14 protein-coding genes are annotated in these 14100 nt (G+C 73.7%); 3 read left to right on the plus strand and 11 right to left on the minus strand.

All coding sequences use genetic code 11. The annotated features are described in order from the left end of the window. Positions 1-131: 131 nt before the first annotated feature. Entirely contained in the window at positions 132-797 is a 666-nt protein-coding gene (locus ACI79W_RS04055; RefSeq protein WP_456560789.1) for a response regulator, read from the minus strand. Next, the gene (locus ACI79W_RS04060) at positions 794-1990 is read right to left on the minus strand and encodes a sensor histidine kinase (protein ID WP_456560790.1); all 1197 of its coding nucleotides are present in this window, start codon (positions 1988-1990) and stop codon (positions 794-796) included. Before ACI79W_RS04060 ends, ACI79W_RS04055 begins: the two co-directional genes overlap by 4 nt. 133 nt (positions 1991-2123) lie before the next feature. Here ACI79W_RS04060 and ACI79W_RS04065 point away from each other — a divergent pair, with 133 nt between their 5' ends. Next, positions 2124-3764 carry an ATP-binding protein gene (locus tag ACI79W_RS04065; protein ID WP_456560791.1) on the plus strand — a complete coding sequence of 547 codons (1641 nt, stop codon included), beginning with the start codon at positions 2124-2126 and terminating at the stop codon, positions 3762-3764. 65 nt (positions 3765-3829) lie between these two features. On the opposite strand, the gene ACI79W_RS04070 is transcribed toward ACI79W_RS04065, so the two are convergent. Together ACI79W_RS04070 and ACI79W_RS04075 are read right to left on the minus strand one after the other, a co-directional pair. Continuing rightward, on the minus strand, positions 3830-6364 hold the full coding sequence (locus ACI79W_RS04070) for an ABC transporter permease (protein WP_456560792.1): 2535 nt from the start codon (positions 6362-6364) through the stop codon (positions 3830-3832). Between the two features lies 1 nt (position 6365). Next, positions 6366-7169, minus strand: coding sequence for an ABC transporter ATP-binding protein (locus ACI79W_RS04075; protein ID WP_456560793.1), 804 nt, complete (start codon positions 7167-7169; stop codon positions 6366-6368). Between the two features lie 209 nt (positions 7170-7378). On the opposite strand from ACI79W_RS04075, the gene ACI79W_RS04080 reads away from it, so the two are divergent. Then, the gene (locus ACI79W_RS04080) at positions 7379-7687 is read left to right on the plus strand and encodes a hypothetical protein (RefSeq protein WP_456560794.1); all 309 of its coding nucleotides are present in this window, start codon (positions 7379-7381) and stop codon (positions 7685-7687) included. Continuing rightward, on the plus strand, positions 7657-8082 hold the full coding sequence (locus ACI79W_RS04085; RefSeq protein WP_456560795.1) for a phosphatase PAP2 family protein: 426 nt from the start codon (positions 7657-7659) through the stop codon (positions 8080-8082). Before ACI79W_RS04080 ends, ACI79W_RS04085 begins: the two co-directional genes overlap by 31 nt. Before the next feature lie 33 nt (positions 8083-8115). Here ACI79W_RS04085 and ACI79W_RS04090 read toward each other — a convergent pair whose 3' ends face one another. The 7 genes from ACI79W_RS04090 to ACI79W_RS04120 all read right to left on the minus strand — a co-directional run bounded on the left by ACI79W_RS04090 (position 8116) and on the right by ACI79W_RS04120 (position 14072). Next, a complete protein-coding gene (locus ACI79W_RS04090) occupies positions 8116-8898 on the minus strand; it encodes a DUF6544 family protein (protein ID WP_456560796.1) in 783 nt (260 codons plus the stop codon). Continuing rightward, positions 8895-9335, minus strand: a complete 441-nt coding sequence (locus ACI79W_RS04095; protein ID WP_456560797.1) for a hypothetical protein — start codon at positions 9333-9335, stop codon at positions 8895-8897. Before ACI79W_RS04095 ends, ACI79W_RS04090 begins: the two co-directional genes overlap by 4 nt. Before the next feature lie 124 nt (positions 9336-9459). Next, positions 9460-10509, minus strand: coding sequence for an isopenicillin N synthase family dioxygenase (locus ACI79W_RS04100; RefSeq protein WP_456560798.1), 1050 nt, complete (start codon positions 10507-10509; stop codon positions 9460-9462). Continuing rightward, positions 10506-11618, minus strand: coding sequence for an adenosine deaminase (add, locus tag ACI79W_RS04105; RefSeq protein WP_456560799.1), 1113 nt, complete (start codon positions 11616-11618; stop codon positions 10506-10508). The genes ACI79W_RS04100 and add overlap by 4 nt, the downstream gene beginning before the upstream one ends. After that, positions 11615-12460: an ABC transporter permease gene (locus ACI79W_RS04110; protein WP_456560800.1), complete on the minus strand. Its 846-nt coding sequence runs from the start codon at positions 12458-12460 to the stop codon at positions 11615-11617. The genes add and ACI79W_RS04110 overlap by 4 nt, the downstream gene beginning before the upstream one ends. Beyond that, positions 12457-13248: an ABC transporter permease gene (locus ACI79W_RS04115; RefSeq protein ID WP_456560801.1), complete on the minus strand. Its 792-nt coding sequence runs from the start codon at positions 13246-13248 to the stop codon at positions 12457-12459. Before ACI79W_RS04115 ends, ACI79W_RS04110 begins: the two co-directional genes overlap by 4 nt. Further along, positions 13245-14072, minus strand: a complete 828-nt coding sequence (locus ACI79W_RS04120) for an ABC transporter ATP-binding protein (protein WP_456560802.1) — start codon at positions 14070-14072, stop codon at positions 13245-13247. The genes ACI79W_RS04115 and ACI79W_RS04120 overlap by 4 nt, the downstream gene beginning before the upstream one ends. Between the last annotated feature and the right edge of the window lie 28 nt (positions 14073-14100).

Consider the following 14100-nt stretch of genomic DNA (forward strand, 5'->3'; position numbering starts at 1 on the left):
CTCCGTGGTTCGCGTCGGGGCCGGGTGCCCCGCTCGTCGCCGACGCCAGGAGCGGGGGCCGATCCGGTCGTCCTGCCGACGTCCTGTTCCGTGCTCCTCCTGGAGGAGGAGCGAGGCCGTCGGCATGGTCGTCACGACCCGGCCGGCGTGACCAGCCCGCGCTCGTAGGCCAGCACGACGGCCTGGACCCGGTCGCGCAAGCGCAGCTTCATGAGCACGTTGCTCACGTGGGTCTTCACCGTCGTCTCGCTGAGGACGAGCTCCCTGGCGATCTCGGCGTTGGACAGCCCCCGGGCCACGAGCAGCAGCACCTGGTGCTCGCGTTCGGTGAGCTGGGGGAGGGGCGCCGGCGCGGTCGTCGTGGTGGTCGGCAGCTGCCGGGCGAAGCGGTCGAGCAGACGGCGCGTGACCCGGGGCGCGACGACCGCCTCACCACGGTGGACGACGCGGACGGCTTCGACGAGGTCGTCGGCGGGGACGTCCTTGAGCAGGAACCCCGACGCCCCGGCACGGAGTGAGTCGACCACGTACTCGTCCAGGTCGTAGGTGGTCAGCACCAGCACGCGCGGCGGGGCGTCGAGCTCGCCGAGCCGGCGGGTGGCCTCGACGCCGTCCATGCGCGGCATGCGGATGTCCATGAGGACGACATCAGGGTGCAGTGCGCGGGCCTGGGCGAGCGCGACCTCGCCGTCGGCGGCCTCACCGACGACCTCGATGTCCGGCTCGGTCTGCAAGATCAGACGGAAGCCGGTACGCAGTAGCGGCTGGTCGTCGACGAGCAGGACGCGGATCGTCATGACTGGCTCCGGGTGGTCGTCGGGAGGCTGGCGGTGACGGTGAAGCCGCCCCCCGGCCGGGGGCCGGTCCGCAGGCTGCCGCCGTAGGCCGCGACGCGCTCTCGGAGCGAGTTCAGCCCGTGGCCGTCGGCCGGGAACTCGGCCAACCAGCTCAGGGCGCCCCGGCCGTCGTCGTCGACAGCCAGGCACAGGTTCCCCGGTCGCCAGTCCAGGGTGACCCGGGCGGTGGCCCGCCCGGCGTGCTGCTGGGTGTTCCGCAACGCTTCCTGGACGATCCTGTAGGCAGTCAGGGCCACGCCCTGCTCGACCTCTGCCGGGGTGCCTGCGGTGGACAGCTGGACCTCCACGCCGTCCGCGCGGGCCTCGGCCAGCAGAGTCTCCAGATCGGCGAGCCCGGGCTGGGGTCGCATCGCTGCCGCGTCCCCGGTGGGGCGCAGGACGCTCAGGATGCGTCGCATCTCGGCGATGGCGTCGCGGCCCTTGCTCTCCACGTCCGCCAGCAGCTGTTCCGCGGTGTCCGGGTCGTCGCGAAGCAGTCGTCGGGCCGCCGAGGTCTGCACGGTCAGTTCCGTGATGCCGTGGGTGACCAGGTCGTGCATCTCCCGGGCGATCGCTGCCCGTTCGTCCACCTCCGTGGCTCGCGCGCGGGCCTCACGTGCTTCGTAGAGAGCGCGGTTGCGCTCCTCGCGGCCGGCGCTCTCGGCCCGATGACTGCGCACGGACCGGCCGACGGCCCAGACGGCGACGATCATGAAGGTGTTGCTGACCCAGTCCGCAAGCGTGGTCTGCATCGGTCCGGCGACCAGGAGCAGTCCCACCAGCAGGTACACGAGCGCTGCGGCCGGTGCGCTCACCGACACCGGACGCCGGGTGGTGACGGTGTACAGGACGAGCAGCGGCGCGAAGGTGGCCACGCTCTGCGGGTAGCCCAGTTGGAGCGGTACCAGCGAGGCGCCGCAGGCGACGAGGAGCGCCGGCACGGGCCAGCGGGTCCGCACGGCGACGGCCGCGCCGGCGAGCAGGGTCAGCCCCACACCGAGCGCGTCCGGTTCCCGGTGGTCGAACGTCGCCAGCGCCGGACTCGACCAGAGCGACAGGGCACCGAGCGCGGCGACCAGGGCGCCGAGCGCTGCATCGAGCCGCGCTGCGTGTCGCCGCAGGAAGTCCGCCGCTGCAGCGGCCGGTCGTCGCACGAGGGGAACGGTAGGTCACTCCTCGGGTCGGCCGGATCCTCCTCGAGGACCGGTCCGCCACGACCTCCTCCTCTCGGAGGAGGAGGTCGGGAACGGCTCACCGACGGCCGGTGGCTCAGTAGCCTGTCCAGCCGTGTGGACCACCGACAGCGCGACCGCCGACGACGCGCGGCGACCCACGGGCGTGGGAGAGGTACGGGGGGTGGACCCGGACGTCGACCCGCTCCCCGCCGTGCCGGAGAGCGGGTCCGGGTCCGCCGCCGTCCTGCGGGGGCTGGGGCTGGACGCGCTGGTGGAGATGCTGGAGACCTCCGGCTACGGCGTCTGCGTGACCGGCGACGACCACCGGTGGGTGTACCTGAACCCCAGCGGCTGCCGCCTCGTCGGGCGTTCGTTCACCGAGCTGCAGGGCGAGGACTACCTGCTGTCGTTCCCGGAGCACGAGCGGGCGTACCTCCTGGCCCTGGAGCACGACCAGCGGGACGGGGACACCGGCTTCTACGCCAACACGATCGTGCGGCCGGACGGCCGCGAGGTCGGCATCACGTGGTCGGGCTCCGTGCTGCACGCGGGCGGCGAGGAACTCGCCCCGGCGATCTTCCACCCCACCTTCGGGCTGGCCAGCGCCGGGCAGGACGCGGTGGCCCTGGGCGCGGCGGCCGCCCGCATCGCCGAGGGCGGGTCGGTCGGCGACGTGCTGGACTCCCTGGCCGAGGAGGCCGTCGCCCGGTCACGCGCGGTGGCCTGCCTGGTGCTCGTGGAGTGCCCCGACGGCCGGCTCGCCCTGGGCGCCGGCGCCGGGCTGCCCGAGCAACTCGGTGTCGCGGTGCGGGCTGCCCACCTGCGACTGGCCGACCTGCCCGGCGGTGACCAGCTGACGACGGGACGGCTCATGCTGCTGTCCGACGGGCGGACTCGGCTCGCCGCGTCGCCGTCGACAGCGATCATCGCCGAGCTGACCGCCGGACTGGCGTGGGAGGGGTCGGTCAAGGTGCCGCTGCACCGGGGCGGGCAGATCGTCGGCGCCCTCGTCCTGCTGCTGCCGGCCACCGTCACCGCGCCCACGAAGGCGGAGCTGACCTCGTGGTCGGCCCTGGGAGCGCACGCGTCGGTGGCGCTGGCCGACGAGCAGCTGCGGGAACAGGCCGCCGCGCACGCCGCCGAGCTGGAACGGCACCGGCTCGGCCGCGACCTGCACGACTCGGTGAGCGCTGCCCTGTTCTCGATGCACGCACGAGCGCAGGCGATCCAGCGGGGGCTGGCCGCGGGCGCGTCCGAGGTCGTGGCCGAGGCGGCGCGGGACCTGGAGGTCCTGTCCAGGGAGGCGGTCTCCCAGCTCCGGCAGATGGTCTCCGGGATGCGCGGGGAGGACTCCGAGCCGCCCGTGGATCTGCGGGAGGCGCTGCGCGAGCTGGCGACCACCTGCACCACGCGCCACGGGCTGCCGGTAGGGCTGCAGCTGGACGACGCGGTGCCGCCCGTGGGGGCCGAGGCCACCCAGCACCTGGTCCGGATCGCGGGGGAGGCGCTGCACAACTGCCTCAAGCACGCCGGCGCCTCATCGGCGACCGTCGCTCTGGACGTGCTCGATGACGAACTGGTCCTCACCGTCACCGACGACGGCCGCGGGTTCGACCCGGCCGCCCGTCGGGCTGGGGGCCACGGGCAGCGGACGATGCAGGAGCGGGCGAAGCTCTGCGGGGGGACCGTGCACGTGGACAGCGCTCCCGGCCTCGGCACCCGCCTCGTGGTCCGGGTTCCTCTCGTCGGCTGACACGAGCACCGGAGGAGCGCCCCGTGCGGGGCGCCCCTCCGTCGTCGTGGCCCTCGGTCCTCCGGTCAGGTGGTGGCGATGGCGTCGAGCACCTGCATCCGCGCGGCCCGCCGGGCGGGCCAGACGGCGGCCAGGACGCCGATCACCGCGCCGATCCCGAGGAAGAGGACCAGCCGCCCGCCCGGCACGACCAGCTCGGAGATGCCCTGGTCGGACAGCGCCCGGCTGAGGCTGATCCCGATCAGCCCGCCGAGCGCCAGCCCCAGCACCGAGCCGTACACCGAGATGAGCACCGACTCGAGCCGCACCATCCGGCGCAGCTGGGTGCGGGTCATGCCGATCGCCCGGAGCAGGCCCACCTCGCGGGTCCGCTCGAGCACCGACATCGCCAGGGTGTTGACGATGCCCAGGACGGCGATCAGCACCGACAGCACCAACAGGGCGTTGATCAGCATCAGGATCTGGTCGACCTGCCCCTTCTGCTCGCCGGCGAACTCGTCGCGGTCCTTGAGGGTCACGACCGGGTAGGGGGCGATCGCCGTCTCGATGGCCGATCGCACGGACGCGGCGTCCGCCCCGTCCGCCAGGTCCACGTAGACGTACCGGTCCAGCTCCGCACCGCCGGTGACGGCGAAGGTCTCCAACGACACGACCGCCGGTGCGATCACCTGGTTGGCCGCGAAGACGCCGCCGACGGTCAGCTGTGCCGTGTCCCCGGTGGCCGTCACCATCTCCACGGTGTCACCGACGTCCCAGCCGTGGCTGTCTGCCGTCGGCTCGTCGACCACCAGCCCCCGGCCGGCGAGGCCCGCGCTGCTGCCGTCGCGGTAGTCCAGCAGCACCGTGCTGTCCAGCGTTCCGGGGTCGACCGCCGCGAGCAGGGTTCCCTGCCCGTCGAGCATGGCCTGGCCGAACCGCTCCTGGGTGACGGCGTCGACCCCGTCGATCGTGCGGAGCCGGTCGGCGACCTCCGGGGTGAAGGGCTGACCCACCGAGGTCGAGACGACGAAGTCCGCCCTCAGCGCCGTGCCGATCAACTTGTCCACCGAGGCGTTGGTCGAGGCGCCCAGGATGCTGAAGGCCGTCACCAGCGCGAGGCCGACCATCAGCGCCGATGCCGTGGCCGCCGTCCGGCGGGGATTGCGCTGGGCGTTCTCCCGGGCGAGGTGCCCGGTCGTTCCCCACACCCGGGGCAGGACGGCCCCCACCGACCGGGCGAACGGCCGCGCCAGGACCGGGCTCAGCGCGATGGCGGCCAGGACCAGGCCCAGCCCACCGAACCCGACCAGCTGGGCGGCGCCTCCACCGTCGGCCAGGAGGCTGATGACGAGTGCACCGGCACCGACGACGGCCAGCACCGAACCGGCGAGGGTGCGCCGGCGCAGCGAGCGCTCCGTCGCCACGTGGTCGTCACGCATGGCCGCGACCGGGGGGGTGGCGGCGGCCCTGCGGGCGGGCAGGTACGCCGCGACCAGCGTGACCACCACGCCGACGGCGTAGGACCAGGCGATCGTGCCCGCCGACAGGACCAGGTTCCCGTCCAGCGTCAGGCCGAAGCTCCCGAACAGCGCCCGCAGGGCCGAGGCGATGCCGAACCCGCCCAGCAGTCCCAGGGTCGAACCGAGGACGCCCATGACGAGGGCCTCGGTGAGGACCGACCGGGTCACCTGTCCGCGGCCGGCGCCCAGGGCGCGCAGCAGCGCCAGCTCCCGCGTGCGCTGGGCGACGAGCATGGAGAAGGTGTTGAGGATGATGAACGACCCCACGAAGAGGGCGATGCCGGCGAACGCCGTCAGCAGCACGGTGATGAAGGAGAGGCCCTCCTCCAGTGCCGCCGACTGCTCGTCGGCCTGCTCCTGCGCGGTCGTCACGTCGTAGTCGTCGCCCACGGCGGCGGCGATGCGGTTCCGGAGCTCGTCGTGGGACACCTCGTCGGCGGCGAGCACGTTGATGCCGGTGAAGTCGTCCCCCAGCCCGAGGAGGGTCTGCGCGGTGCCCAGGTCGAACGCGGTCAGGGAGGCACCGGCCAGACCGCCGTCCTCGCCGAACGTGAAGATGCCGACGACCTCTGCCTCGATGCGCGGTCCGGGGGTGAGCAGGGTGACGCGGTCGCCGACGGTGTAGCCGATCTCCTCGGCAGTCGCCCGGTCGAGTGCGACCTCGCCGTCGTGAGCCGGTGCCCGCCCGTCGGTGAGCTCGCTCGGTGACAGGTCCCGGTCGTCGAACCAGCTGACGCCCACACCCGGTGCGCCGCCGGTGTCGAGCACGTCGCCGTCCCGGTCCAGGACGTAGACGCCCTCGGTCTGCACGTACCCCTCGGCCGCGGCCACGCCGTCGACGGCACGCACCTGCTCCACCAGGGCCGAGGGCAGGTGGGCGGTGGTGCCGCTGGGGCCGTTGACGCCCTCCTCGAAGGCCGCTGCGGGCTCGACGCTCACGTCGGCCGCGGTGCTCTCGAACAGCGCGGTGAAGGTCCGGTTGAGCGTGTCGGTGAAGATCATGGTGCCGGCGACGAAGGCGACGCCGAGCACGATGGCGAGTCCGGAGAAGGCGAGCCGCAGCTTGTGCGCCATCAGGCTGCGCCAGGTGGTCCGCCACATCTCAGATCACCTCGGTGGCGCCGCGGCCGGCGGTGTCGAAGGCCTTCATGCGCTCGAGAACCCGATCGGCGGTCGGAGCCGCCATCTCGTCGACGATGCGCCCGTCGGCCAGGAACAGCACCCGGTCGGCGTAGGAGGCCGCCGACGGGTCGTGGGTCACCATCACGACGGTCTGGCCCATCTCGCGCACCGAGGTGCGCAGGAACGACAGCACCGAGGCGCCGCTGCGGGAGTCGAGGTTCCCGGTGGGCTCGTCGGCGAAGATGATGTCCGGCCGGCTCGCCAGGGCGCGAGCGCAGGCGACGCGCTGCTGCTGCCCGCCGGACAGCTCGGTCGGCCGGTGTCCCAGCCGCTCCCGCAGGCCCACGGCGTCGATGACACCGTCCAGCCAGGCCCGGTCGGGGGTGCGACCGGCGATGTCCATGGGCAGCGTGATGTTCTCCAGCGCGGTCAGCGTGGGCAGCAGGTTGAAGGCCTGGAAGATGAAGCCGACCTTGTCCCGGCGCAGCCGGGTGAGGCCCTTGTCGTCCAGGGCGCTGATCTCGGTCTCGCCGATCCACGCCTGGCCGGAGGTCAGGCCGTCCAGACCGGCCATGCAGTGCATCAGCGTCGACTTGCCGGACCCCGACGGGCCCATGATCGCGGTGAACTGACCGCGGCGGAACGCGACGTCGACGGTGTCGAGGGCGACGACCCGCGTGTCGCCCTCGCCGTACACCTTGCTCAGCGCCGCTCCGCGAGCGGCGTACGCGTGGGCGGCCGCGAGCCCGTCGGCTGCGGTCATCGTCCGGTGGACCGTTGTCACGATCCCTCCTCAAGGGTCCGTGGGATGCCGCACCAGCTGCGGCGCCATGAACTCTGGAGCGGGGACGGCGTCCCGCCATCGGCCGCAGGACGGGACCTGCGGTAGGCCAGGAGGAGGAGACCGGCGCACGCCTACTCCTCGAGGAGGAGGCCGACGAGGGTCCTGCGGCAGGAGCCCCCGGGACCGCCGGGCTGCGGACCATCGACGACATGACGACGACCTGGCCGACGGTGCGGGCGTGGGCGGTACCGGCGCTCCTGCTGGGCGCCGCCGTCGGCTTGCTCCTCACCAACGACACCGCGAGCCCCGACGCCGCCCGCTCCTTCGCTGGGACGGTGGCCGACTGGCCCGCCTGGGCCCGGGACGCCGTGGCCGCCGTCAGCGAGGGCGGCCTCGTCGTGCTGGGGCTGCTTCTCGTGGCCTCCTCCTGGCGCGCGCTCGCAGGGGCCGCGGCAGGTCGCCACGGCGGTCCTGGGGGGCGGGCGTCGTGCTGGCGCTCGCCGCGAGCGGATCGCTGAAGGTGCTCACCGGGCAGGATCGGCCCTGCCGCGAGGTCGCCGGCCTGGACGCCGCCGTTCCGTGCCCTCCGGTCGGGGACTGGTCCCTGCCCAGCAACCACGCGACCCTCGCCGCCGCCTTGGCCACGGCGCTGATCTGGTCAGCCCCCCGGTGGTGGCCGCTGGTGACGCCACTGGCTCTTCTCGTGGCGCCCGCGCGTGTGGGGCTCGGCGTGCACTACCCGCACGACGTCGTCGACGGCCTGATTCTTGGTGCAGTGGTCGGATCGGCGCTGGTTCTCCTGCTGCGGCGGCCCGCGACCCGCTGGGTGACCGCGGGTGAGCGGGTGCCGGCGCTCGGGGTGGTGCTCGCCGGGCCGCGACGCATGTCGTCGGCGGAAGGCCGGCGGCGGTGACGCCACGGCGGTCCTGCCTCAGCGCCCGGCCCCTCAGCTGTCGGGCGTGGGGAACTCGGCCCCGGTGATGGTGGCCCGGAAGAACTCGCCCTCGGCCTGACGGTCCGTGCCCCACCACCAGCCGGCGCGTAGCCGTGAGCCGATGGTCACCCCGGCGAACGTCTGCTCGGCCTCGATGTCCACGCCGAAGGGGTACCAGCCGAATGGTTCGCCGCTCGGGCTGCCCCATCGCTGCATGACGACACCGACGAGCCGGCCGTCGGCGCCGACGGAGAACTCGGCGCGTTCGTCCTGGTCCCCGATCCGCCAGGTCACGATGCAGTGGTCGTCGTCGGCGCCGGGCGCCCACGTCGCGCCGCGGAAGGTGGTGGGCGCCAGGGCCATCTCACCGGCCAGGCGACCTGCGGCGCTGCGCGTGACGTCGGTGCCGATCGCTGTCATGACCGGGAGCAGCCCGCCGAGTCGCCAGTTCATCTGCCCCGTTCCGGAGCTGTAGCGGTCGAAGCCGGTCACCGGCAGCCCGAAGACGCGGGCGGTCGCGGCCCAGATGAACCCGCGGGGCGGGGCCAGGATCTGGGTGGCGGTGAAGGGACGCCAGGACCCGAGGCGGATCTCCCCCCGCATGGTGAGGAGAACCGACGGCCACAGCGGGGTGCCGGGGGCTACGGCGTGGGTGAGCCAGCGGCGGGCGGCCTCGGGCAGGTCGGCGACCATCGCGGCGTCGAACGGCTCCGGCGGCTGCTGGTCGGCGCCGGACAGCAGCTCCCACTCGCGCCGGACACTGCGGGCGGCCCTCGGGACGGGCGGAGCGCTCACCCGTTGCTCCCCGCACCGGGGGTTCCACGGTTGCGATTGGCCGCGGCGACGGTCACCCCCGCGCCGACGAACACGGCCGCATCGACCACCAGACCCGCCCACGCGATCGACGCCGAGGGCAGGAGCACCGCGACCGACACCAGGGCGGCGAGCAGTCCGACCGGACGCCACGTCGGGCGCCCGGCGGCGAGCAGAGCCGCGGTGACCAGGAACAGCAGCAGGGCGATCAGCCACGCGCCTCCGACGGCCATCGCCGCCGTCGAGCCGGCCTCGGGCCGGACGTCGGCGTAACGAAGCTCACCCGGCTGCCCCCACCGCCAGAGCAGCGCCACCCCCATGAGGTGCACCACTCCGTGGACCATCAGAACGACCGCGGCCACCAGCCGCAGCACCCGCATCAAGCGCCGACCACCCGTCCGCCGGAGGACGCCGTTCACTCCCACGACGCTACCGGCCCCCGCAGTTCCGCGGGCGTGCGGCAGCTCGGTCATCGGGTCGGGCGGCCGGCTCGTCACGTGCGCGGCCCGCCGCCCACGGGTTCGCGACAGGAGCCGAAGGCCTTCACGCCGACCGCGCCGCCAGGACCCGTGCGGCCTCCCGCTCGGCGTCGGCGTTGGCGACACCGGCGCGCGAGCCGGCCAGCTTGGCGCGGATGTGCCCGCCCACGGTGATCGGCGGGTAGGCCGAGGTGCCGTCGGCGTCCAGGCACGTGGGCAGCGTCTCGATGACGGCGTCGATGTTGCCGTCGTGGAAGAACGCCGCGGAGCGCCGGCGCTCGATCCTGCCATCGACGATCGGCGGCCTGACCCGGTGCAGCGTCGACATCCACCGCTCGTTGGTCCACCGCGCCATGAGGTCCCCGAGGTTGATCAAAAGCGCCCCGTCGGCGGGCATCACGTCGCTCCACGAGCCGTCCCGGCCGAGCACCTGCAGGCCCTTGACCTGGTCGGCCCAGAGCACGGTGACGATGCCGTAGTCGGTGTGCTCACCCATGCCGGTGAGGTCGCCGTCGAGGGTCACCTCGCCCGGAGGCAGCGCGTAGTTGTTCATCCGCAGGACGTCGAGGCTGTGGTCGGTGTACCGCTCGAAGAAGCCGGCGGGCAGTCCGAGGGCGTCGGCGAACAGCGTCGTGAGCGTGCGTGCCACCCGGCCGGCCTCGTCGAAGTACGCCGAGACCGCCTCGCGGAAGCCCGGGGTCTCCGCGGGCCACACGTTCTCGGCGTAGTCGACGGCCGGCAGCTCGACACCGGGGTAGTCGGTGTGCGCGGCGCCGACGTTGAAGGCCTCGAAGAAGTCGTGCATCCGGTTGGAGGGTGCCAGCCCCAGGCTCAGGCTCAGCGACTCGGTCTTCGGCGGGCTGTAACCCCGGTTCACCTCCGGGGGCGTCCGGTAGGTCTTCTTCGCCTCGAGCGGGAGGTCGAAGAACGAGTCCAGCGCCGTGGCGAAGGCGTCGGTGACCGCGGTCGGGACGCCGTGGCCGAGCACCTGGACGAAGCCGACGGTGCGCGCGGCCTCGTCGAAGGCGCGCGCGGCGGCGGACCTGGCCTCGGCGCTGCCGGCGGGGTCGACGTAGGCGGCGATGTCGACGACGGGCACGGTGAACTCGGTCATCGGGTCTCCTCGGGAAGTGCGGGGGGAGGGGCGTCGGGGGTGGCGGCGAGGGCCGTCGCGGCCCGGCGGCGGAGGTCGGCCTTGCCGGTCTCATCGAGCCAGCAGGCGTCGATGGCGTTGCTGGTGAAGGCGGCCAGCTGGTCGCGGCGGTAGCCGAGGGCGTGCGCGAGGACCCGGAGGTCGTGCGTCGCGTCGGTGCCGAACATCGGCGGGTCGTCGGAGTCGATGGTCACGCACAGCCCGGCGTCGACCATCTCCCGGATGCGCGCGTGCGTGCCGTCGCCGCTCCCGGAGTAGCGGCCGATGTCGGAGCTCACCGGGGTGCAGGTGAACGGGATCCGCTCCGCGACGCAGCGGGCGGTGATCTCCGGGTCGTCGACGACGTGGTAGCCGTGGTCGACCCGGCTGCAGCCGAGCTCGTCGAGCAGGGTCAGCACGTGCCGAGGCGGACCGGACTCCGAGTGCGCCGTCCGCTGCAGCCCGGCCCGGCCTGCCAGCCGGTAGGCCTCGACGAACCGGCCGGGCGGGCCGTTGACCTCGGCGTAGTCCAGCCCGACGCCCACGACCTCGTCGACGCGGTGCTCGACGACCTGCTCGACCAGCTCGACGGCGGCCGCGCCGCTGCGCTCCCGGTTGATGCCGACGACGAGACGGGAGTCGATGCCGGTGTCGGTGCGGGCGTCGCGCAACCCGGTGAGGACGCCCTCGAGGATGCGTCGGTAGGGGACGCCCGGGTGCCCGGGCGGGCTGAGGTGCAGCTCCCGGTAGAGGACGCCGTGGTCGGCGCCGCCGGCGGTCAGCGACTCGTACGTCACGCGGCAGAAGTCGTCGGCGTCGCGGATCACCGAGCCGACGACGTCGAGCACCCGCAGGAACTCGCCGAGGTCCTCGTAGCTGTCGTGGTCGTAGAGGTCCTCGGCGCCCCGCTCCAGCGGCACCCCGTGCTTGGCGGCCAGCTCCACGACGGTCCCGGGCGCCACCGTGCCGATGAGGTGGCAGTGCAGGCTGACCTTGGGCAGGGCCCCGACCATCGCGTCCACCGCCGCGTCGGCGGGCACGGGGCGCGAGTGCGGCGGGTAGCCGGGCGGGCGGGGGGCGGTGGCGGTCATGCGCGGTCCGCCTGCCCGAAGCGGTTGAGCACCGCCGCCTCGACGAGCTGGGCGACGAGGTAGAGCAGCAGGGAGACCAGCGTGATGACCACGACCAGGGCCCACACCTTGCCGATCTGCGAGCGAGCGGCGGCGGAGACGACGGCGTAGCCGACGCCCTTGCCGGTGGCCAGCCACTCGGCCAGCAGCGCGCCGGTCATCGACCCCGGCACCGCGATGCGGACCGAGGCGAAGAACGCCGGCAGCGCCGAGGGGAAGGCCACCTTGGTGAGCACCGTCATCGGGGTTCCGCCGTAGACCAGCACCAGGTCGCGCATCTGCGGGCCGACCGAGCGCAACCCGGCGACGATGTTGACCAGAGCCGGGAAGAGCACCACCACCGCGCTCATGACGGCGACGATCACGTAGCCGCGGCCCACGAGCAGGATGAGCATCGGCGCCAGCGCGATCAGCGGAACGGTCTGCAGGACGAGCGCGACCGGCATGACGGCGCTCTCCGCGGCACGGAACCGGACGACGACCGCGGCCAGCGCCACCGCGACGAGGATCCCGGCGGTGAAGCCGATGCCCGCGTCCAGCAGGGTCCGGCCGAGCAGCCCGGCGATCTCCGCCCGCAGCGCGGGGGCGTCCTCGTCGACGAACAGGATGTCGACGACGTCCAGCGGACCCTTGCCGACGTAGCTCGATACGTCGAACGCCCACAGGCCCCCCACCCACAGGGCCACGACGACGGCCAGGACCACCGCCATCGTGCCGACGGCCCGCAGCGTGGCCAGCAGGAGCGGGTGCCGGCCCCGGCCCGGGCCCCCGATCGGGCGGGGCGCCAGCAGGTCGGCGCTCACGCGGCCCCCCGGGACCACGGCGTGACGACCCGTCCCAGCAGGGCGAACAACCCGTAGAAGGTGCCCGCGACCAGCGCGCAGCCCAGGCCGATGGCCCAGGCGCCCTCGACGTCGACGTTCTGCTGGGCGATCTTGAGCGTGATCGCCACGCCGCGCTGCACGCCCCCGACGTACTCGCCCAGGATCGCCCCGAGGAAGGCCAGCGGCGCGGCCACCCGGAGCGCGGCCAGCACGGAGGGGAGCGCGGCGACCAGCCGCACCTTGGTCAGCTGCCGCACCGCCCCGCCGCCGAAGACGCGCACCACCTCGAGGGTGGCCGGGTCGGCCGAGCGCAGCCCGAGCACGGTGCCGACGACGGTGGTGAAGAAGACCGACAGCGCCGCCAGGGCGGTCGCGGTGCCGGCCCGCTGGCCCTCGTCGGGATTGCCGATGACGATGAAGAGCACCGGCGCGATCGCGACCAGCGGCACGCAGTAGGTGACGACGGCGACCTGCATGACGAGCTGCTCCAGCGCCGGCACCAGCAGCGTCAGGGCGGCCAGTGCGACCGCTGCGACCGTGCCGTAGCCGAAGCCGACCGCGGCCTCCTGCAGCGTGATCCCGAAGTGGGTGGCGTAGAAGGTCCAGCCCCGGTCGGCCGCCGCGCCCACGACCCCGGCGGGGGAGGGGATGCGGGCGTCGGCCAGCACGGTGAGCACCAGCAGCCACCACACCGCCACCGCACCCAGCAGGCCCAGCGCGCCGAAGCCGGCCGCGCGCACCGGCTCGCGGGACAGCAGGCCGTTCACCCCGCCGCCGTCCCGCTGCCGAACAGCAGCTCGGAGGCGTGGTCGTGCAGGTCGTGGAACTCCGGCGTCCGCATGATCTCCGGGTGCCGGGGGCGGGGGAGGTCCACGTCGATGACCTCCACGATCCGCCCCGGCCGCGCGCTCATGACCGCGACCTGGTCCGAGAGGAAGATCGCCTCCGAGATCCCGTGGGTGACCATCAGCGTGGTCGCCGGCTTCTCGGTCCAGATTCGCAGCAGCTCCACGTTCAGCCGCTGCCGGGTCATGTCGTCCAGGGCGCCGAACGGCTCGTCGAGCAGCAGCACCGACGGCTTAACGACCAGCGCGCGGGCGATGGACACGCGCTGCCGCATGCCGCCGGAGAGCTGGGCCGGCTTCGCCTTTTCGAACCCGGTGAGACCCACGAGCTCGATCAGCTCGCGGACCAGGGCGGTGTCGGGCCGGGTGCCGGCGACCTCGAAGGGCAGCCGGACGTTCGCCTCCACCGTGCGCCATGGCAGCAGCGCGGAGTCCTGGAAGGCGATGCCCAGGGCGTGCGCCCGGCGCAGCTCGGCCGGGGTGGTGCCGTCGACGAGCGCGGTGCCGCCGGTCGGCTGCTCGAGGCCGGCGAGGATCCGCAGGATCGTGGACTTGCCGCAGCCCGAGGGGCCCAGCAGCGAGGAGAAGCTGCCCTGCGCGGTGTGCAGGGTGGCGTTCGTGAGGGCCTGCACCTGCTTGCGGCCGGAGCCGAAGGTCTTGGTCAGGCCCTGGAGGTGGATGCCGGTGCCCCCGGCCGGTCGCGGTGCGGCCGACCGGGGGACCTCGGCCTCGGAGAGCGAGGTCACGGTGGAGTTCCTGTCCGTGTCGGGGCGG

It is taken from the genome of Blastococcus sp. SYSU DS0533, assembly GCF_054050775.1.

Excerpts from the sequence above, each read along its gene's own strand:
- ACI79W_RS04070 (WP_456560792.1), bottom strand. The coding sequence starts at position 6,364 with ATGTGGCGGACCACCTGGCGCAGCCTGATGGCGCACAAGCTGCGGCTC.
- add (WP_456560799.1), bottom strand. The coding sequence starts at position 11,618 with ATGACCGCCACCGCCCCCCGCCCGCCCGGCTACCCGCCGCACTCGCGC.
- ACI79W_RS04055 (WP_456560789.1), bottom strand. The coding sequence starts at position 797 with ATGACGATCCGCGTCCTGCTCGTCGACGACCAGCCGCTACTGCGTACC.
- ACI79W_RS04080 (WP_456560794.1), top strand. The coding sequence starts at position 7,379 with ATGACGACGACCTGGCCGACGGTGCGGGCGTGGGCGGTACCGGCGCTC.
- ACI79W_RS04100 (WP_456560798.1), bottom strand. The coding sequence starts at position 10,509 with ATGACCGAGTTCACCGTGCCCGTCGTCGACATCGCCGCCTACGTCGAC.